General features: G+C 50.6%; 17 protein-coding genes and 5 pseudogenes. All 22 read right to left on the reverse strand.

Annotation, left to right across the window (positions count from 1 at the left end; translation table 11 throughout):
* Positions 1 to 637: 637 nt before the first annotated feature.
* Positions 638 to 919: a DUF6061 family protein gene (locus ACNQFG_RS12745; RefSeq protein ID WP_015536560.1), complete on the reverse strand. Its 282-nt coding sequence runs from the start codon at positions 917 to 919 to the stop codon at positions 638 to 640.
* A gap of 89 nt (positions 920 to 1,008) precedes the next feature.
* Positions 1,009 to 1,326, reverse strand: a pseudogene (locus tag ACNQFG_RS12750) (toprim domain-containing protein); the annotation flags it as partial.
* 60 nt (positions 1,327 to 1,386) lie between these two features.
* Positions 1,387 to 2,124 (reverse strand): DUF4366 domain-containing protein, encoded by a 738-nt coding sequence (locus ACNQFG_RS12755; RefSeq protein WP_423405166.1) that lies wholly within the window; start codon positions 2,122 to 2,124, stop codon positions 1,387 to 1,389.
* Positions 2,111 to 2,380, reverse strand: a complete 270-nt coding sequence (locus ACNQFG_RS12760) for a DUF4315 family protein (RefSeq protein WP_423405167.1) — start codon at positions 2,378 to 2,380, stop codon at positions 2,111 to 2,113. The genes ACNQFG_RS12755 and ACNQFG_RS12760 overlap by 14 nt, the downstream gene beginning before the upstream one ends.
* Before the next feature lie 15 nt (positions 2,381 to 2,395).
* Positions 2,396 to 3,994: a C40 family peptidase gene (locus ACNQFG_RS12765; RefSeq protein WP_423405168.1), complete on the reverse strand. Its 1,599-nt coding sequence runs from the start codon at positions 3,992 to 3,994 to the stop codon at positions 2,396 to 2,398.
* Positions 3,995 to 4,136: 142 nt separating this feature from the next.
* Positions 4,137 to 6,509: a VirB4-like conjugal transfer ATPase, CD1110 family gene (locus ACNQFG_RS12770; RefSeq protein WP_423405169.1), complete on the reverse strand. Its 2,373-nt coding sequence runs from the start codon at positions 6,507 to 6,509 to the stop codon at positions 4,137 to 4,139.
* Positions 6,481 to 6,846 (reverse strand): PrgI family protein, encoded by a 366-nt coding sequence (locus tag ACNQFG_RS12775; protein WP_035393630.1) that lies wholly within the window; start codon positions 6,844 to 6,846, stop codon positions 6,481 to 6,483. The genes ACNQFG_RS12770 and ACNQFG_RS12775 overlap by 29 nt, the downstream gene beginning before the upstream one ends.
* Positions 6,847 to 6,859: 13 nt before the next feature.
* On the reverse strand, positions 6,860 to 7,726 hold the full coding sequence (locus ACNQFG_RS12780; RefSeq protein WP_118554115.1) for a VirB6/TrbL-like conjugal transfer protein, CD1112 family: 867 nt from the start codon (positions 7,724 to 7,726) through the stop codon (positions 6,860 to 6,862).
* A 218-nt stretch (positions 7,727 to 7,944) separates the two neighbouring features.
* Positions 7,945 to 8,040, reverse strand: a pseudogene (locus ACNQFG_RS12785) (Maff2 family mobile element protein); the annotation flags it as partial.
* A gap of 85 nt (positions 8,041 to 8,125) precedes the next feature.
* Positions 8,126 to 9,745, reverse strand: coding sequence for a recombinase family protein (locus tag ACNQFG_RS12790; protein ID WP_423405170.1), 1,620 nt, complete (start codon positions 9,743 to 9,745; stop codon positions 8,126 to 8,128).
* A 111-nt stretch (positions 9,746 to 9,856) separates the two neighbouring features.
* A complete protein-coding gene (locus tag ACNQFG_RS12795; protein WP_423405171.1) occupies positions 9,857 to 10,045 on the reverse strand; it encodes a transposon-encoded TnpW family protein in 189 nt (62 codons plus the stop codon).
* 14 nt (positions 10,046 to 10,059) lie between these two features.
* A complete protein-coding gene (locus ACNQFG_RS12800) occupies positions 10,060 to 10,899 on the reverse strand; it encodes an ATP-binding protein (RefSeq protein ID WP_423405172.1) in 840 nt (279 codons plus the stop codon).
* Positions 10,896 to 11,159, reverse strand: coding sequence for a hypothetical protein (locus tag ACNQFG_RS12805; RefSeq protein ID WP_234908609.1), 264 nt, complete (start codon positions 11,157 to 11,159; stop codon positions 10,896 to 10,898). Before ACNQFG_RS12805 ends, ACNQFG_RS12800 begins: the two co-directional genes overlap by 4 nt.
* A gap of 37 nt (positions 11,160 to 11,196) precedes the next feature.
* Positions 11,197 to 11,823 (reverse strand): replication initiator protein A, encoded by a 627-nt coding sequence (locus tag ACNQFG_RS12810; RefSeq protein ID WP_423405173.1) that lies wholly within the window; start codon positions 11,821 to 11,823, stop codon positions 11,197 to 11,199.
* A pseudogene (locus ACNQFG_RS12815) lies at positions 11,739 to 12,124 on the reverse strand (cysteine-rich VLP domain-containing protein). Before ACNQFG_RS12815 ends, ACNQFG_RS12810 begins: the two are co-directional and overlap by 85 nt.
* Positions 12,114 to 13,780: pseudogene (locus ACNQFG_RS12820) on the reverse strand (relaxase/mobilization nuclease domain-containing protein). Before ACNQFG_RS12820 ends, ACNQFG_RS12815 begins: the two co-directional pseudogenes overlap by 11 nt.
* Positions 13,752 to 14,150 (reverse strand): plasmid mobilization protein, encoded by a 399-nt coding sequence (locus tag ACNQFG_RS12825; RefSeq protein WP_423405174.1) that lies wholly within the window; start codon positions 14,148 to 14,150, stop codon positions 13,752 to 13,754. Before ACNQFG_RS12825 ends, ACNQFG_RS12820 begins: the two are co-directional and overlap by 29 nt.
* Before the next feature lie 647 nt (positions 14,151 to 14,797).
* Positions 14,798 to 14,989, reverse strand: a complete 192-nt coding sequence (locus tag ACNQFG_RS12830; RefSeq protein ID WP_000841357.1) for a hypothetical protein — start codon at positions 14,987 to 14,989, stop codon at positions 14,798 to 14,800.
* Positions 14,990 to 15,120: 131 nt separating this feature from the next.
* Positions 15,121 to 15,318 carry a helix-turn-helix domain-containing protein gene (locus ACNQFG_RS12835; protein WP_423405175.1) on the reverse strand — a complete coding sequence of 66 codons (198 nt, stop codon included), beginning with the start codon at positions 15,316 to 15,318 and terminating at the stop codon, positions 15,121 to 15,123.
* A pseudogene (locus ACNQFG_RS12840) lies at positions 15,311 to 15,733 on the reverse strand (sigma-70 family RNA polymerase sigma factor). The gene ACNQFG_RS12835 and the pseudogene ACNQFG_RS12840 overlap by 8 nt, the downstream one beginning before the upstream one ends.
* A gap of 171 nt (positions 15,734 to 15,904) precedes the next feature.
* The gene (locus tag ACNQFG_RS12845) at positions 15,905 to 16,672 is read right to left on the reverse strand and encodes a class I SAM-dependent methyltransferase (protein ID WP_002586626.1); all 768 of its coding nucleotides are present in this window, start codon (positions 16,670 to 16,672) and stop codon (positions 15,905 to 15,907) included.
* 50 nt (positions 16,673 to 16,722) lie between these two features.
* Positions 16,723 to 18,642 carry a tetracycline resistance ribosomal protection protein Tet(W) gene (tet(W), locus tag ACNQFG_RS12850; protein WP_002586627.1) on the reverse strand — a complete coding sequence of 640 codons (1,920 nt, stop codon included), beginning with the start codon at positions 18,640 to 18,642 and terminating at the stop codon, positions 16,723 to 16,725.
* Positions 18,643 to 19,200 lie beyond the last annotated feature (558 nt).

Raw genomic sequence — 19,200 nt, forward strand, 5'->3', positions numbered from 1 at the left:
ATTTATGCGACTGCAAAAAATCAATTATATGATACGGATGACAATTATATAATTTATGGCGTATCAAACTACTTGAAAGGAAATCTTCAGTTGTCGTATCTTAAAGAAGGCGAAAGCATTCTTGTGATATCAAACGGTAAGGTGTTGCTATCAGATCCGTATCAATTTGATAAAATATACAGTATTCAACTGTTGCAATAGCGTTTCATTTTCTCAATAAATAATATAAGCTATTTACAGCTGCCTCCTCTGTTAAGTGGTGGTGCAGTGCTTATTCTCAATAACGATGCGATTGATGAAAATGATAGACCTTTTTGGAATTTAGAATTTTCTCAATAATCAAGCCCCCAAAATGGCAAACTTGAAATCATCGAGAGATACATAAAATATAGGGTTAAATCGACTTTCGTGTCGAAAAAACAAGTGCTAGAAATAGCAAAATCCATTGAATTTTAGAATGACATTTATAAGAAACCAGTAGATTTGCCTGATATTTGTGATTTCTTTGACCGTTGGGCCATTGATTTTGCACTACATTGATTTTGCACTACTATGAGCAAAGGAAAAACTTAAAATAAGCAAACAACCCGCCATTTGCAGCGACTGCAAGTAGCGGGTTGTTTGGCCTATTTAGAGGTTAGTCTTTCAGTTTGCCATGGTCACAGCCAAGTGAGAGATAATGCTCAATCTCACCACTCAGCACAAGCTGGACGCACTCCAAGGGCTTGTTGTATAGTAGCCAATCAAGTTCAGCTCGCTGTGCCGGGGTATTGCCGTATTCGTCCTCGATGGCAAGGCAGTCAATGGCAATGGCAGAGCCATCAGCGAACTGGGCTTCCGCTCGGTTGGTGTCCATATTATAGTGCCAAGAACGTGCTTTTTGAGAACTATTCTGGTCAAAAATTCGATTTTGTTTCATTTGAATGCCCTCTTTGATGCTTTTATGATTTAGTTTTTTGACGAGATGAGGTCTCTTTTTTCTTTCTCTTGAGTCACCCAACCGCACTATCCTGCATCCGTAGCACAGATCACGCTGTCCACATCCGGGCAGTGCATAAGTTTTTGCAGGATGCCAAACTGCTTTTTGGTGCTGGCAGACACGAGATACTGCCACTTCTGCGGCAGGATAGGCAGATCGGCTACATTCCATTTGACGTACTTTTCATCGTAGGTGCTGGGCGGAGCCAGTTCTACCAGATGGCCGATACACCAACTCACGATATAGCCGCTGCCCTCAAGGTAGCCATCCTGCCGCCCATGCACACCTAAGACTTTGGCATAAGACATGGCAACGGATGGCTTTTCGGTCACGATCAATTTTGCGATAAGAAATCCCTCCAATCTATTTCTGATTATGGTATGTAGGCGGCAACCGCCGCCTTAAAATCAGATAGGAGTTATATCCTGTTCCTCGGAAGTATCCTCATCGTCCGAATCATCCTCCGGGGGAATCTCGAAGTCGCCATTGTCCTCGGTGTAGTCTGCGTCCGGGTCAACAGCTTCTTTTTCAGCCTGTTTTTTCTGCTTCTGCTGGATGAAGAAATAGAAACCGCCGCCCGCTACCAGCGCGATCAGTGCCACGACACCGAGAAACGCCGCAGCATATTTTGTCACCTTGTTTTCTTTTGGAGCGTCTGCCGCTTTTTCCGCTTCCTCTGCGGCTTTCTTTGCTTCTTCCTCGGCTTTCAGCTTGTCCAGTTCAGCCTGCTTCGCCGCTTCTTTTTCAGCATTGTAGGTTTCTGCATCTTCTTCCTCCATCAGGGTCAAAAGGTCGCCTTCATCCACCAAATTCATGAAGTGAACGGTCTGCTGTCCTTTGGCATTGCGGTCGATTACCAGATAGAAGGTGGCACCCGACTTGCTCACCATCGTAATGAACTGCTGGCCGGAGCCGTCCGAATAATTGGTGTAGTAATCGTCCACCAGTGTCAGATTGCCTTCCGGGGTCAATGCGCCCGTTTCCTCATCCGTAATGGTGACAGCATCTTCTTCCTCCACGATTTCCGGCAAAACAGGTTCTTCTACCGGGGTGGTATCGCCCTCATAGGCGAAAGCAGGAGCGGCCATGCCGATGCACAGCACTGCCGATACCAGCAGTGCGCCGAATTTCTTAATCTTCATCATTGGTATCTTCCTCCTTTGCAAATACAGCACCGACCACGGCCAGCGCAGCCGGGTTCGGGGTGGCGTTGGCCGACTGCCGCAGCAGAGCAGCAAGCTGTTCCGGGCTGACCTTTGCACTACGCACCATTTCGTTTACCTCGGCGGCTTCGGCCTCCTGAATCCGCCGCTCCAGACTTTCGATGCGATTGTTGATCTTGATGCGCCGTTCCTTCTCTTTTTCGAGCATCGCTCGCAGTTTTTCCAGTTTTTCGCTCATAATAGAACCCTCCAATCATTTTGAAAGCCGTCCGAATCCGGCAAGATACTGTTGCCAGTAGGACGAGTGGATGTCAGCATATTTGATGGGGTCGCCAGCACTGACCATTTTTCCGTTACCGAGATATATTCCAACGTGGCTCATCCCCGGCGTATCATACGTTCCTTTGAAGAAAACTAAGTCACCGGGCTTTGCTTCGGCTTCGGAAATATGCTGGCTCTTCTGCCATAATCCGTTTGCGGTGGTGCGCCCAACATCATAACCAGCTTGATTGTAGACCCAGCAGACATAGCCGGAGCAGTCGAAGCCTGTTTCCGGGGTGGAGCCACCCCAAACATAGGGAGTGCCAACATATTTTTTGGCTTCCTCATAGATAGCGGCAAACTCCGTGTCAGTTAGAGCTTCCGCAGGAACCGTGTAGTCGATGCCGGGTGTGCCGGAGCCATCGGAGCCACCGGGCGGCAGACCGCCGTTGAACAGATAAGGCCGACCACCCAGCGTATCCTGAAAGATCTCATAGCGTTTCCACTGATCTTCGGTCAGCTCTTCCCGGATAACAACTTCCAGACCCTTGTTTTCCAGTTTGGTGTGGAAAATCTTGTACTCATACGGCACCTGTGTAGGAACCGGGATGCCCGCAGGACTAATGACCCATACGGTCTTGTACCGAATCTGCACTTCTACCCATGTGGTGAGCTTGTACTGCTTTTTGAAGATTTCCTTCAATTTGCCCTGCACTTCCGACCGGGTATAATCGTCATACAGAGTAGTCAGAAAGGAAGTGAGCTGCCACGGGTCATGCTCGATGGGGTCAAGATGGTACTGGTACTCGTTGTAGCCCGGATGGTCTTGCGGAGTGCGCTTGATTTTTTTGTCCAGTTCCTTTTCTAGCTTCTTGTAATCCTGTTCTGCACCGCGAATGTCCCTGTCCTCGGCAGAATAAATCGTCTGCCCGGATACTTGGGTACTGCCCGAAAAGAGGATGCCGCAGGAGGAAAAACCAGACATCACCATCAGGATGAGCAAAACAAAAACGCCCACGATCACAAGAACGTGCGCGTTACTCTTTGCGGCGGTCATAAGGCTGTTTACTGCCGAACCGACCACAGATTTTCCCTTGTCCACTACTCGTTTTACACCAGACCGTGCGGCAGATGCACCGCCGGATACGGCTTTTTTGCTTCCAACGGTCTGTGCCGCTGTGCCACCAGACCGGGCTGCGGCATAGTAGCTCTGTCGAATGTCATGTTTCTGCCGCCATCGGGAGAGCCAATTGGAACCACCCTCACGGGTACCGATACCGGAATCTCCTGCATTTTGTGATGCAGTTGGTTCTTGCGCAGAAGATTTTGCGGTTTTGGAGTTTTTCTTGCCCTGCACCTTGGCTTTCTTTTTCAGTTTCCGGGCATAGCGGCTCTTGGAAATATCGCGGACATTTCCAGCGGCCTTTTCACCCTCGCTCAACGCCTGCACACCGACATTATCTTCCTCATACTGGTCAATTTCCCGATGTACCGCAGTCCGGGCGGCATTGGCAGCGTACATCTCGCGCTTTTGCGCTTTGCTCAAACGGCTCAGTTCGTCCGGGGTCAGTTCTGCCTTGCCAAATCGCAAATGCTGGTTTTTTTCTGCGGCCTTGTCCGCATCGAGTTTCAGCTTCTTCTTTTTGGGCGTGGACTGCTCGACCTTCGCTTTCTTCGGGGAGAGCGTGTCTTTTTGGCTGACGTTTCCTCTTTGAAGTTCAGCTTCGGATTGCTCATTCCTTTTTGCCCTCCGAAACCTCACCCAGCTTCGTGGTCATGATGCGATACAGTTCCAAATCGGTGGGGAATCTGTCCACGAACGGGAGAATAACATTGCCGAAGAAAAGCAGTCCTTCACCTTCACCGGAGTGCGTCACATAGGAAAGCTGATGGGGCGAGATGTTGAGCTGCTTTGCGAGGATTTGACGGTCGCCAGCGGCCTGATTCAGCATGATTATCATATCGCTGTTCTCGAAAATATTCTCGACCTCACGCGAAGAAAGCAGGTCTTTGACGTTCTGCGTTAATCCAGTCGGCACTCCGCCCCATTTTCTGAACCGCTTCCAAATCTCCACAGAATAGGCCGCAGTCTGCTCCTCTTTTAAGAGGAGGTGCATCTCGTCCATATAATATCGGGTGGACTTTCCGCTACTACGATTGGCGGTCACACGGCCCCAGACCTGATCCTGCACGATGAGCATACCCAGCTTTTTCAGCTGCTTGCCCAGTTCTTTAATGTCATAACAGACGATTCTGTTATTGACGTTCACGTTGGTGCGGTGGTTGAAGATATTCAGACTGCCCTTGACGTAGATTTCCAGAGCAGCTGCAACATGATGGGCTTCTTTCTCGTCCTGCTGGAGCAGGGCGTTGTACAAGTCCTCCAGAATCGGCATATTCTCCGGGCAGGGGTCAGCAAAATATTTCCGATAAATCAGATGCACACAGCGGTCAATGACCGTCTTTTCCACCGGGAGCAGACCTTCCTTGCCGCCGACAACCAGTTCGCACAGAGAAAGAATAAAGTCCGCTTTCAGGGACAGCGGATTATCTTCTTCCGAATAGTTGGCGTTAATGTCCATCGGGTTGATGAACTGGGTGCTGTTGGGGCTGATTTTAATGACCTGTCCTTTCAGTCGGTTTACCAGTGGGGAATATTCGCCTTCGGGGTCGTTGATGATAATATCATCATCCGTCACCAGAAAGGCATTTGCGATTTCACGCTTTGCCGAGAAACTTTTGCCGGAGCCGGGAGTACCGAGGATAAGTCCATTCGGATTTTTCAGCTTCTTTCTGTCCACCATAATCAAATTGTTGGAGAGAGCATTCAAACCGTAGTACAGAGATTCTTTGCCGGACTGGTAAAGCTCCTGTGTGGTGAATGGAATGAAAATGGCCGTACTGCTGGTAGTAAGGCCGCGCTGAATCTCAATCTGATTATCGGCCAGCGGCAGAGAGGACATAAGCCCCTGTTCCTGCTGGTAATCCAAGCGGCACAGATTGCAGTTGTGCTTCTGTGCGATGGAGCTTGCCTGAAAGACATTGTTTTCCAGTTCCTGTTCGGTACGCCCGGTGTTCAGCACGAGGAATGTCACCAAAAACATTCGCTCGTTCTGGCTCTGCAATTCTTTCAGCAGGGCTTTTGCATCTCTGCCGTAGGTTGCCAAATCCGACGGAATGATGTCGATATCATACCCGGCGCGGATTGCCTTTTTCTGCTCCTCGATCTTGCTTCTATCAAGTTCAGTAATCGTGCGCTTGACCGTTTTAATGGCGCGGTTCTGGTCAACGCTCTGAATGTGCATGGTGACAATCTGGCTGGAATCCATATCCAAAAAATCTTTCAGAAGCTGGTCGCTGATGTCGGAGGCCGTGATGCTCAGAAAACTGGCGGCGCAGTAGATGCCGCCCATTTGGAACGTCCGGGAATTTTTGAAGGCGAAAGCAGTCGGTGCAATGGCATCTTTCACCGAAAGGCCGCTTTTCACGAGATCATTCCATTCAAAACGGAACTTCGATTCACCGTCCATGTGGAACATATCGTGCATGAGCTTGAGCCGTTCCGTACCATTCAGCGGCTTGGCCTGAACACCCAAACGGTGGAAGTTGTTGAGCAGATCGTTCTGCACATGGTCGAGCCGTGTTTTCACCTGACGCATACTCTCGCCCTCCACGCCAAAGGTGATGAACTTGGTCTTAGTCAGACCATTATTGCCCTTGGCAAGCTGCTGGCGTAGCATCAGCGAATACTCAGCCCGCACATCATCGAAACCGTCTTTCTGGAATGGAATGCGGATGCTTTTCTCGAATTCTGAACTGTCCGTTGCCATGTTCACAAAGGACAGCTCAAACTTGATAGAGCTGTCGAAGAAGTTGAGGAACGAACACCATTCCTCGAAAATCGCGTTTTTGTCCTCTTGTTGTGCCAGCTGATAGTTAATATCCTGATAGGCAATCGTCCGGGTGTAGTAGTTTGCCCTCACCCGGCAGGTTCCATCCTCAAACATCCGCTGCATGGGAATGGACTGCTGTGCCGTGTGAGGAATAGCGGGTTTCGGCGGCGTTTTCTTGCCGCCTTTATCGGTCTTTTTCCAAAACGGAATCATGGTTCATGCCTCCTTTCATGAGCAGCGCATAGTAATTTTCGGTCTTATAAGGCCGGATTTTCGGGCGCAGGAATCGCGCCCGGACATAATATGACAGCAGCTTTTCCAGCGGCTGTCCATTTTTCTCGTACATGCCGAGAAAAAAAGCCGGGAGCATAACTGCCATCATGCCAAGGGTAGCGGCAGAGTTGCCGCCGGAATCCCGGAGCAAAAAGAAAAGCGGCACTCCAATCAGTGCCGCCGTTCCGAAGCAGATGAGCTGCCGCTTTGTCAGGTTGAAAGCCACTTTTGACTTCACCTTGGTCAAATCGCGAGGAACAGAAATATACGCAGCCAATAAAGCACCCCCTTTAATGCGCTCCGAGAACAGATTTCGTCACGGAGCTGGTTTTGAACAGGCTGAAACAGAGCAAGACGGTGTAGCCAACAATGCCCCAGATCGAATTGATGGCATCGCCGGAAATCGCCACATTCTGAATCAACACGGCATAGATGGCCACGCAGATGAGGATGAGAAAGCCCTGAAATCCCAGCGCAAACAAGCATTTCAGATAGTTCTGTCCCATGTGGCTCTGTTCATGGTTGCCCCATGTTGCCATGGGAATCGGCGCAAGGCTCACCATACAGTAGATCTCAATCATGCGTCCGTACACAATGACGAAAATCACGATTGAGAGGATTCTCATGGTGATGCCGATGAAGAAGCTCTGCAAAAAAAGCCCGAAGAGTGGACCGACATCCATTTGCATCAGACTGGCTTCCAGCATTGACAGGCCGATTTCATTGACGCGAGTATTGCCCGCAATAATGCCGCTGGAATCGGACACGACTTTCTGCGTCAGGTCAAAGACTGCCATCACAATATCGAACGTGTTGGAGATGAACCATACTGAAACAGCGGTCTTGAAAATCCAGCGCATAATAAGTGCTGGCTCAAACTGCGCCATGTTGTTATGCTGGGTTATCATTTCAATCAGTTCGTAACAGGCGATAAATGTGAGGATAATGCCCGCAATCGGCAGAACCACATTCCGGGAGAGCGATTCGATCATCGCAAAAACGCGTGGTTCAAAGGCCGATGGCCGTGTGCCGACCTGTTGCGCAATGTCACCGACCTGCTCATTTACGGCATCGAACAGCCCGGACAGGTTTGACATGATGCCAGCCGTCAGGATACCCTTTATCCAATCGGCTATGGCTTTGAGAACGGTTTCCATTCAGCAGTCACCGTCCTTTAGGTGAAGTGGTTGATAAGGGTCTTGAGAAGGTTCAGAACAAAAATAATGTGGGTCAGAATCTGCATAATAGCACCGCCTTTCGTTGATGGGTGGATAGTCTTGCAGCAATTCACTTCCTATTATAATAGGGGCTGTTATCCACAGCGAGGATTGAAGCGATTGCGTATGTACAGGCGGAATAAATCCGCCCGCTGTTCTTAACCGAACAGGCCGCTCAGCAGAGGAATCAGGGTAATGCCGACCAGCGCGACACCGCCGCCAGCCATGAGCTGCTTCATACCCTGACTCTTTGCTTATGTGTGATAAAGAAGTAATAGAAGTGTAAAAAATTTTGCCGTTCCTATCCGGCACTTGCGCAGGGTGTCGGATAGGTCGGGCTTATTCTTCGGGCAAGTCAATCTTGCCGACAAAGCTATAATAAATATCAATGTCCTGCCTGCGGGTGCCGTTCTCGTCATAGCTGCACTCATGCACGACGATTTTCTCAATCATTTCCCGCAAGAGGGTGGGGGTCAATTCTTCAAAAGCAAGGTGCTTTCTCACAATCCCCATGAATTTCTCGGCGTTGACGGTGGCGGCCTGCGACTTGGAAAGTTCCTCCTGCAAAGCGGCAGCCCGGTCTTTCAGTTCCCGCTGCTCCTGCTCATAGTCCGCCGACAGCTCCATAAAACGCTCGTCATTGATTTTCCCGTTTACATTGTCCTCATACAGACGTTTGATATAGCGGGAAAGTTCTGCAATGCGGCTCTGCACCTGTTCAAGCTGCTTCGTGGCTGCGGCGGTCTTTCTCTTGCCGCCGATTTCGTTCTGCTGGATGAGCAGCTTTACAAAGCGGCTCTCATGCCTGGCGGCGTATTCCGTCACTTGCCGGAGATTGGAAAGCACACCCGCCGTCAAAAGGTCGGTTCGGATGAAGTGCGCCGTACAGTCGGCGGTGCGCTTCTTATAGCTGCCGCAGATGTAGCAATCCTGCTTTCTCTTGTCGGTCTGATACCGCTGCTGGTACATCACATGACCGCAGTCGGCGCAGAACAGCAAGCCGGAGAACAAGCCCACATCATCGTAGCGGTTGGGGCGTTTGCGCTGCTTGCGTAACTCCTGCACCCGTTCCCATGTTTCCGTGTCGATAATCGGCTCATGGTGATTTGGGAAGATAGCCTGCTTCTCGATGGGGTTCTCAACGCTGTGCTTGACCTTGTAAGAGGGCTTCTCCGTCTTGAAGTTCACAAGACAGCCTGTGTATTCCCGGTTTTCCAACAGATGAACAACGGTATTGGTCGCCCACTTACATTCATAGCCGGGGTGGTAGCGTCGGGTGCTGCCCGTCCTGCGGTATTCCAGCGTCCCCGGCGTGGGGATTTGCTGCTCCGTCAGCATACGGGCAATCTTGGTCGGGCCATTTCCCGCAAGGCAAAGCTGGTAAATCTGCCGGACAACCGGGGCGGCTTCCTCGTCAACGATATAGTTCTCGTCCTCGTCCATGAGGTAGCCGTACACGGGCTTGCTGGTAACAGGCTTACCGCTCATGCCTTTTGCTTTCTTAACTGCCTTGATTTTTTTGCTCGTATCTCTCACCATCCATTCGTTAAATAAGTTCCGCAGAGGGGTAAAATCATTGTCCATGCCGCCGTTTGCGCTGTCCACGTTGTCATTGACAGCGATAAAACGCACGCCCTTTTGAGGGAACAGCATTTCCGTGTAAAATCCCACCTGCAAGTAATTACGCCCCAGCCTGCTCATGTCCTTGACTATGACGGTGCCGACTTTCCCGGCTTCAATGTCTGCAAGCATGGCTTGAAATCCGGGTCTTTGGAAGTTCGCACCAGAATAACCGTCGTCGGTGTACCAGCAGAGATTGGTAAAGCCGTTCTGCTTGGCGTAGGTTTCCAAAATGCGCTTTTGGTTGGATATAGAGTTGCTTTCCCCTTGCAGTTCATCTTCATGGGATAATCTCGGATAAAGGGCGGTAATAAGGTTTTGGGTGGCTTGTCTTAACATAAAATCCTCCGTTTCCGACAGCCAGCCCCACTATTCCGTGGTTTCATTGTACCACGGAACAGGGGCGGCTGTACAGCGGTAAAAGTGATAAATCTGCTTCTTTACAGCTTGTCAAATCGCCTTTTTTTGTGTAGCAGCGGCTTCCGCTTCCAGTACCCTCGCCATCTTGTCGGCGGCGGTGCTGGTGGTGTCTTTCTTGAAAAAGCCGGACACGACAAGAACAGAGTTCCCCATGCGGATTTCCGTCACGCAGTCGGGGCGGCGGGTGGTACGGTGGTCGTGCTGCTTGATATTCTCCATAGGCAATACTCCTTTCATTCAGCCAGCAGTTTCTTCATGGTTTCCATTTTCCGCTTTGCGGTTTCCTGCCGGAAGTTGACGCCAGTAAAGCGTATCGGGACGCACATGGACAGCAGTCGGTCATAAATCCGGGAATGGGCCGTGTCTGTCGGCTTTTTCAACTCGTCCAGCGGGCGGTTGGTGGTGGCGATCAGCGGCTTGTTGCTGCGGTATCGGGTATCAATCACATGGAATACCTGTTCCAGTCCATAGTCGGTGCCACGCTCCATGCCGAAGTCGTCAATGATAAGCAGCGGATAGCGGCAAAGGCGGGAAATATACTCATTCCGGCCTGTAAAGCCGGGAGAGAGGTCGCCCAGGATAACGGCGAAGTTCGTCATATATACGGGGACTTCTTTCTCCATGAGGGCGTTTGCGATACATCCGGCAAGGTAGCTTTTCCCGTTGCCGACGTTCCCCCAGAACAGGCAGCCGATGTTTTCGGCCTGCATTTCTTCCCAATGCTCCGCATACCGCCGGGCAATCCCGGTCTGCGGGTTTCTGCCGTTGTCGTTCTCGAATGTCCATTGCTGCATGGCTGAGTCGGCAAAAGCCCTCTGTTTCAGATTTTCCACGGCTTCCACATGGCGGCGGTGTTCCTCGGCGGCCTGCCGCTGCTCACGGGCGGCTCTCTGGCAGTCGCACTCTGCCGGGTGGCGGTCACGGCCAAACAGCTCCTTACCCTCCGGGAAATAGGCTTCTTTCGGTGTCCGGCACTTGCCGCAGTAGAGCAGACCGTCCTCGCCGATATAGTCCTCCATCTCCGGGGCGGCGGTTGTCATGTTCTCCAAAATATCTTTGATTTCACTTGTCATAAGCTTTCTCCCTCCATACAGGTATAGTCGGGGATGCCCTGTTTTACGGCTCCCTTTTTGTCATTGGCCGCCCATCTGTGCAAGGCGGCGGCATAATTCTGGTAGGCTTTCCCGCTGGCGGCAAGGTAATGGCTCATTTCCTCAATCAGCCGTTCCAGCCTGTCCGGGTATTCTGCCTGTAACTCGTCATATTCGTCCTTTGACAGAAAAATATTCTCATATCGGCCATAAGCTGTGGGCGGCTCCCCACTCGCTCTCATTGTTTGGTTCTCTATTAAGTTGTTTATATTAGTTTTGTTAGGGGTCGGTTTTCCGACCGTCATAAGGTCGCTTTTCCGACTGTATGAGGGTCGCTTTTCCGGCCATCAGTTGGTCGGAAAACCGTACCACTGGGACAGGCGGCACTTTCACATAAAGCCGATTGGGTGCGGAGAAGCCCCGCCGTTCCCGTTCTAAAAGCCCGGCTGCGTCCAGTTCTTTCAAGGCTCCCTTGATGGCGGTACAACCCTTGTCCAGCATTTCCGCTATCTCCGCAACGGGGTAGACAATGAATATCCTGCCCTCGCCGTCCTGCCAGCCGTTCTTCTGTGACAGGGTGGAGCGGTCTAATAAAAGCGCATACAGCAGCTTGGCGGTCTGTGAAATCTCCATTTTCAGCAGGAAACGGGGGTATGGAAGATAGGCGGGCAGCGTGGTGTCTGCCCTGATATAATCAGCGATAGTATCACCTCCCTCTGTGTTGTGTCGTTTTTGGGCTTTGTCACGCATTAGGACGGCATTTCCGGGGGAAAGGATAAATGTATCGCATACCCTTTGACACCCACGAAAAAAGCCTTGATTTATGCGGGTTTGAAAGGCTCTAAAGCGTGACATTTCTGCCTTTGTTTCCGCTTTCTCTCGGCGGCTTTGCGTTTCTTCATGCACCCGGCGCAGCCGGGGCAGTATTTCCCCGGTTGGATTTGGGGACAAAGGCCGCCCCGCAGACCGCGCAGCGTTTCCGGCTCCCCCGGTACAAGAGGGCTGCGGCCAGCTCCCCGTCAAGGGGCAGGACAGCCACACGGAACCAGCGGCACATGAGGGAATAGGAAATGCTCTGGACGCACACGCAAGGCTCCCCGTCGTCTAACAGCAGGCAGTTCCCCTCGTCGTAGTTACAGCACTCATGCACAAGGCGGCGGGCTGCCTGGTGCTGGCGGTAGTCCATGCGGGACGGCTTATCGTTCATGGCTCTGCTCCTTTCTGCGGTGCGGCTCTTCCCGGCGCAAAATCTGGTCGATGTTCCGCTTGACGGTCTGCAACTCCCTGAACCGCTGCTTCTGTTCGTGATAGGTGTTGTACAGGCCGTCTTTCTCGGAGATAAGCTGCTCGATCTCGGCCTGCAACGCTTTTCGGCCGGGCAGCTTGGTAAGCCCCTGTGCCTTGAAATACCGGGCGGCGGCTTCGGCTATGATAAAATCGCTCTCGTTTGCCTGGCGGTATGCGGCGCGGGCTTTCTCGGATTTCTGCGCTTTCAGCCCCTCGCGGATGGGCTTGGTCTTGGCATAGGCAAGTACCTGTTGCCGCAACTCCCTTTTCCCTTGCAGCTTCGTTTCCAGTGCTTTCAGTTCGCCGCTGGTCTGGCGCATTTCCTGATAGGCGGTAGCAACGGCGGCTTCAAGCTGTTCCGGGAAGAAAAGCCGTACTGTTGGTAGATGGTCAGGGTCTTGGCGGCCTGTTTCAGATTGTGTATCTTCGCCCATCGTTCATAGCCTTTGCCCTTGCCCTCGGCCATCTTCTGCTCAATGTCCACAAGCCGCTGCACACTGTCCTGTCTGGGGTCGATTTTCCCTGTCTTTTCGCCCTGTAAGCGGCCTTTCCCGGCGTGTAGGTATTCGGGTATGGCTGCGGTCTGTTCGGCGGCTCTGGCGGCTTGGTGCTGCGGGGTGTAGCGAACCGTTACGCCCCTCTGGGCGTTCTGCTCCAAAAGGGCAAGGACGGCGGTACGGTCAAAATCATCCCCCAGCTTCCGGGCGGTAATGGGCTTGGTTCTGTCCGGCGTGAGATAGGACAGCCGCCCCCGGCTCTCCTTGACGGTCACACCCTCCCGCAACAGCAGAGAGGAAAACTCGTCAAAGCTGGCAGCGGTGGCAAGGGCTTTCCGTAGGGTCTGCCGCAGCTTCGCCTTGTCGGTTTCAAACTTGGTTTGCCGGGGCGTGATACCGCCTGCAATCATGGGGGCGTTCTGCTTGTCCAGTGCGGCCTGTCCCTTTTTCTGCGCCCAATATTCCCGGTCTGTGACACGGTTCTTGCTGCCGTTCAAGAGGTCGATTTGGTAAAGTCCTTCCCGGTGGCACATCTCCATGACTTCGGACTTGAAATATTGCATAGCTGCGTCTGTGCAGCGGTGCTTCATGCCGCATTTCGTGTCCGCTGGTCTGTCCATGTAGGGCAGAAGCGGGACAGCTTCAATCCGCAGGCTGTTAATGACGATATGCACATGGATGTTGCCGCTGTGGTTATGCCCGTCCGGGTGGGTGCAGACTAAGGCTTGGTGTCCGGGGAAATGCTCTTTACAGAACTGCTCGCCCAGCTCCTGCGCCCGGTCTACGGTCAAGCCGTTGTCTGTCCCGTCCCGTGGGTCAAAGCTGATGATATAGTGGTGGCTTTTCACATCTTCCCGTTTTTGGTTTTTCTCATAGCGGAGATTAGCCCGCATACAGGCAACAGCGAAATCCTCGCCGCCGCAGTTCAGCGTGGACAAGCGATAATCCTCACGGGGGATAAGCCTGCCGTTTTCATCAAGGACGGGCTTCATAGTAAATTCGTCATGCTCAAAGAGCAGGTATTGTTCGGCGGCTCCGTAGTCGGCGTTCTTAGAGCCTAAATGCTTGAGTGTTGCCAACGGCGTCACCTACTTTCTTTAGGACTTCATACTTGAGGGCGGCAAGGTCGGCGGCCGCTTCCCGCAATTCCTTTGCCATAGCCGGGTAGGGGCTATGCCACTCGTTGAGGGTGCGGGCAATCTGGTTGAGATTGCCGCCAATCCTGCCGTACTCGGCTGTGAGCTTCCCGACAGCGGAGAGCAGCTCGTCATTGACTGACGACACATGGAGTACGGGGCGTATGGTAGTGCGCCGGATGGCCTGCCGGATAAATTCGGACTGGCTCATACCATAAGGGGCAAGCCGGGCGGTAAAATCGGCGTATTCTTCATCGGTCAGCCGGGTTTTCACAACATGGCTGCGGTGGGGGGTGTTGTATCGCTTCGGCATGGGCTGTAAACCTCCTTTCACTTATCACAAAAAATGGGCTGGTCTGTTAGCTATTTTCGGGGCATTTCCTGTCTGCCGGACAGAAATATTTTTGCGGCGTAAGCCGCATAGCAGGGTTTGGGGAAGGCACTCCCCAACAAGTTTCCCGCGAGGGGCAAAACCGCAGAATTGCGGATTTTGGCACCGTGGTAGAAACTTGCTCTAAGTAAGCCGTAGATTTCCCCTTGCACTTACTACTCGTATAGCTGCCGCCTGTTTTGGCCGGATTTCTGCAAAAATCTTACGGCGTGGGGCGATTTTTACCCGCAGTTCTTTCTTTCCGCTAAAGATACATTTCAAAGGCCGCCAGCTACCCGCTTGCCGGGAATTTTCTCAAATTTTCCTTTGCCTTAGAAATACAGAAAATGCAGATTTGGCTACCGCCGCAGAAAATTTTTTGTTTCCGGCTTCACCTACCTACTACGGATGACTTTGCGATTTTGCCAAACGGATAAAGAAAAAAGCAGTAAATCTTTTTCAAGACTTACTGCTTTCGCTGGCCGCCGATGGGCGGTGGATATTCAGTTTTGAAAGTTCAGGTCAGGTTGGCCCGATGATGGATAGCACAATAAATTCCTGTTTTCCCTTTAAGGCATTGTGCATTTTTTCTATTTCTCTTGATGATTATTTTTTTCATAATCAATCAATGTACCTATAACAATTCCAATCAACATTCCGATACCTGCACAAATAGAAATAGCAAAAAGATTTTGCAAAAACGCCCATGCCAACACACCTATGCAACCACCGACAATAAATCCTGTTAATAAGCCAATAGTTAAGTATTTATTACTTTTCATATTGCTATATCTCCCCTAAAAGTATATTTGTCGTTGGTTCTATTATACTATGACCTGCTTCCTTTAGGAATAGATGAATTGTAAACTGGCTGGAGTGAAACCGCTAATGACAGCCAGTGTTTGTTCTTTGTTTATCGGTCAAAGCGAAATTTGAACAGGGCGGCAATGAGCTGTTGCTTTATATGTTCCTCAACTTCGGCGTTGACTTTCCCGTGTACTTTGGAACAGTAGCGGATATATCCGGCATAGTGGGAAAGAATGGTGTCGATTGCGTCCGGGTCGCCCTCACGGGCTTTGAGGATTGTTTCATAGGGGAGAAGTCTACTCATAGTCATTTCCCTCCATGAGCCGCCTTAACCGCTGCAAGGCAAGCTGGATATGCCGCCCCGCTGTGCTGCGTGACCGGCCAATACACGCGCCGATCACGCGCTGCGGCTGGCGCAGAAAGTAATAGCGCAGGATTTCTTCCCGCGTCTGCTCCGGCAAAAGGGCAAGGGCGGCGGCAAGCTCCGCATGATACAGAACGGCGGTCTGGCCGCAGGCGGTAAAAAGATATTCTTCAAGCTACTCCGGCTCGGCAAACTGGACAAACTTCTCGTTCATCAGATAGTCAAGGGAAACTTGCCGTTCCCACCTCCGGCGCAGCTTCAAGATTTTATCTATGGCTGCGTGACGAATGACTACCTTGCAAAAGGCATTGAATGTGTACTGGATATGCACCTTGTAGGCTTCATCTTCGGTCATGGAAATTCCCCTTTCTGAATAATAGTGCGGGGCGGTGGCACTTCTTGCTGTCGCCCCTTGATTGCCTACCAGCAAAGGCGGGCGGGGCTGTCAACGGCTGCGCAGATGCGCCGTTCATCTTGACCGTTGACTGGCTCGGCTGGGTTTGCTATTTACCCGACAAACTTGAATTTATTTTAAGCTATCACGTTTTACCTTCTTAAGCCTTACTATCATTACCATAGGAATTTCTTTGTTGGTTTTAAAACATTCTTCATAAAATCCATCAATGACAAATCCAGCTCTAAAACAAAGGTTAAAAATATCTTGTATGGAACGATGATAATAAATCTGCTCTTTCGGTTGCCCTTCAATCGCTATATCATAGTAACTGTGCGGTGTCATATATTTTTCAGTCAACGTGACAAAACAAGGGTGTTGCGTTGCAAAGACAAAAATTCCGCTTTCCTGCAACAGTTCATAAACAGCCATAAGAAGTGGTTCAATATCCGTAATATCCATAATTGCCATATTAGAAACTGCTTTCGTAAAGGCTCGATTTCTTTTTAATTCTAATATACTTTTTCTATCGGTCGCATCCGCCACACAAAATTCAATTTGTTTTGCATATTGTGATTGCCGTCTTTTAGCCAATTCTATCATTTTTTTGCTGTAATCAAAAGCGACAACCGAAGCGCCTCTTTGTGCAAGATACGAAGAATAATTTCCATTGCCACACGCAATATCCAAAATGTAATCCGCAGGATTAGGAGATAGAAGTTCCGTTACTTTGGGACGCACTACCTCTCTGTGAAATTCATTAGATTCGTCACCCATTGCATTATCCCAAAATTGTGCGTTCTCCTCCCAGATTTTTTTACTTTCCTCTGTTCCCATGTTCTCTCCCACTCCCCAAATTTGCTTTTTTGCTTCCATTAAATCTTCCTTACTATATTCCATTGTTACCCTCCATAACTTCTGATTGTTGCCGTCTTGACGATTATGTATCTTTACATTACCTTCTGAAACATATGGCGCACCTTGTCCAGGCGGCTGTTTGGACGGCGGGGCTGGATGACCGGCTGACCGACAGCGGCCTGATATCCTTTCAGCTCTGTAAGGCATACGCTCCGCCCGTTGGTGTAAAAGGCCAGATCAGTACGGTATGCCTGTATACAGCGGGCGGGAATCTCGCCAGTAAAGACAACTTCATCCTTTTTTACCTGGGCCGTTTCGATGGTGGCACAGTATTTCGGTGCATCATGATAAGCCCTGGAAAGGTATTCCTGGGGCGCATAGAGGATGAAGGAGAGATAAGGTTCCAGCAGCTGCGTCCCCGATTCCTTCAATGCCTGTTCCAATACAATCGGGGCCAATGAGCGGAAGTCCGCCGGCGTGCTGACCGGACTGTAATAAAGCCCGTATTCAAAGCAAATCTTACAGTCCGTTACGTTCCAGCCGAACAAGCCCTGCTCCAGCCCGTAACGGATACCATCCCTGACAGCGTTTTGAAAACTCTGGTTCAAGTATCCCAGCGAAACCCGGCTCTCGTATTGTACACCGGAGCCAAGCGAGAGTGGTGTAACAGACAGTCCTATGGATGCCCAAAACGGGTTGGGCGGCACCTCGATATGGATGGTGTGGCTGGCTGCTTTGAGCGGCCGCTCCATATAAATGACGGAGGGTTCCTTTACCACTGTTTCAAGCTTGTATTTTTCCGACAGCAAAGCGGAAACAACCTCCAACTGCACCCGGCCCAAAAAAGAAAGAATGATCTCATGGGTGATGGAATCCACTTCGCAACGCAAAAGCGGGTCAGTATCCGCAAGTTGCGTAAGAGCGTCCAGCAGCCGTTCTCTTTGCGCTGCCGTTTTCGGCGCAATCGTCGTCCGCAGCATGGGGAGGGGGTCCTCGCGCCACCTTTTACGAGGGAGCCGGGTTTGGTCCCCTAATACATCGTTTAACCTCACGCTGTCGCTGGGAAGGATAACAATTTCACCCTGATAAGCGGTGTCTGTCCGAACAATTTCCCCTTTGGATGGAATACGCATCTCTGTGATTTTCAGCTTTTCTCTCCCGGCCAGGGCCACCGTATCCCGCAGGCGCAGCGTTCCGCTGTATAACCGTAGATAGACACGCCGCTGGCCGCAATCGGTGTACTCAACCTTGAAAACGCTGCCGCATAGGGCGGCGCCCCCCTGTTCCCCAATCGGTTGGAACAGCCCTGTCACCGCATCCATCAACGGTTGAATGCCAAGGCCATTTTTGGCGCTGCCATGATAGACTGGGAACAGGGAGGCGTCTTGAACCCGCTGCTGTTCCTCCCGCGCAAGTTTTTCCCGGCTGATTGGTTCTCCTGCGATATACTTTTCCAATAATTCATCGTTATTTTCGATGACCGCATCCCATGCTTCTATGTCGGTATTTTCCTCCAGGACTATTTCCGGGGACAGCGACACCGTCTGCTTGATGATAATATCGGCGGAGAGCTTATCCCGAACAGACTGAACCACGCTCTGCAAATCAACGCCAGCCTGGTCGATCTTGTTGATAAAGATAACGGTGGGAATGTTCATTTTCCGCAGGGCATGGAACAGAATACGGGTCTGGGCCTGCACGCCATCTTTAGCGGAGATCACCAAGATGGCCCCATCTAAAACAGCCAAAGAGCGGTACACCTCCGCCAAAAAATCCATGTGGCCGGGCGTATCCACAATGTTAACTTTACATCTGTGCCACTGGAAGGAAGTGACTGCCGCTTGAATGGTAATCCCACGCTGCCGCTCCAAAAACATGGTGTCCGTCCTCGTTGTCCCTTTTTCGACGCTCCCCGGTTCTGAAATGGCTCCGCTGGCATATAGCAGGCTCTCCGTCAAGGTCGTCTTTCCAGCGTCTACATGGGCAAGAATTCCAATATTGATTATTTTCATGTGATTGTCCTCCCTTTACAGCCCCAAAGGGCATAAAAATCCCCAGCAGTAAAATACTTTTACCACTGGGGATTATAAGTTGCGGACATACACATATACAGCATACACCTGTTTGTGATTGCTGTTTTTGGGGATATGTCAAAATTGATAAGGCAAAAGTATTCTTAAATTGGGTACAAAAAACTAAGCCCCTACAAAAGGAGCTATCATAATCCTTTGTTCCCACTATTTGATTATAGTTTTATTTAAGAATACCTTGCCGCATATTTTTTACTCCTTTTCTGGTTTAAATCATTGTATCACATCAGTTTTAGGAAAGCAAGTACCTAAAAGAAATTTTTCTTCCCCTTATATGTAACAATCATACCGGCTTCCTAGCGTTCAGAATGTTTTCTGCTGTCTGCTGTGGTGTTTGGTTGGAATTGTCCAACCAAAAGCCGATCCGTGGTGTTGTCTGCATTTTACTAAATACAAATTCAATGTATACAGAAAGATATAAGGAGTGGGAGGGATTCCGCCGTAGTTGGCATTGTAGGAAAATCCAAAAGTTTAGATTTT

Source organism: Faecalibacterium prausnitzii (assembly GCF_049532945.1).
Classification (GTDB): domain Bacteria; phylum Bacillota; class Clostridia; order Oscillospirales; family Ruminococcaceae; genus Faecalibacterium; species Faecalibacterium prausnitzii_N.

Bases quoted from the DNA above. Each gene is read 5' to 3' on its own strand.
- ACNQFG_RS12790 (WP_423405170.1), bottom strand. From the start codon at position 9,745: ATGTTAAGACAAGCCACCCAAAACCTTATTACCGCCCTTTATCCGAGA.
- ACNQFG_RS12755 (WP_423405166.1), bottom strand. From the start codon at position 2,124: ATGATGAAGATTAAGAAATTCGGCGCACTGCTGGTATCGGCAGTGCTG.
- ACNQFG_RS12830 (WP_000841357.1), bottom strand. From the start codon at position 14,989: ATGAAAAGTAATAAATACTTAACTATTGGCTTATTAACAGGATTTATT.
- ACNQFG_RS12800 (WP_423405172.1), bottom strand. From the start codon at position 10,899: ATGACAAGTGAAATCAAAGATATTTTGGAGAACATGACAACCGCCGCC.
- ACNQFG_RS12795 (WP_423405171.1), bottom strand. From the start codon at position 10,045: ATGGAGAATATCAAGCAGCACGACCACCGTACCACCCGCCGCCCCGAC.
- ACNQFG_RS12745 (WP_015536560.1), bottom strand. From the start codon at position 919: ATGAAACAAAATCGAATTTTTGACCAGAATAGTTCTCAAAAAGCACGT.
- ACNQFG_RS12835 (WP_423405175.1), bottom strand. From the start codon at position 15,318: ATGAGTAGACTTCTCCCCTATGAAACAATCCTCAAAGCCCGTGAGGGC.
- ACNQFG_RS12825 (WP_423405174.1), bottom strand. From the start codon at position 14,150: ATGCCGAAGCGATACAACACCCCCCACCGCAGCCATGTTGTGAAAACC.
- ACNQFG_RS12780 (WP_118554115.1), bottom strand. From the start codon at position 7,726: ATGGAAACCGTTCTCAAAGCCATAGCCGATTGGATAAAGGGTATCCTG.
- ACNQFG_RS12770 (WP_423405169.1), bottom strand. From the start codon at position 6,509: ATGATTCCGTTTTGGAAAAAGACCGATAAAGGCGGCAAGAAAACGCCG.
- ACNQFG_RS12845 (WP_002586626.1), bottom strand. From the start codon at position 16,672: ATGGAATATAGTAAGGAAGATTTAATGGAAGCAAAAAAGCAAATTTGG.
- ACNQFG_RS12760 (WP_423405167.1), bottom strand. From the start codon at position 2,380: ATGAGCGAAAAACTGGAAAAACTGCGAGCGATGCTCGAAAAAGAGAAG.
- ACNQFG_RS12805 (WP_234908609.1), bottom strand. From the start codon at position 11,159: ATGAGAGCGAGTGGGGAGCCGCCCACAGCTTATGGCCGATATGAGAAT.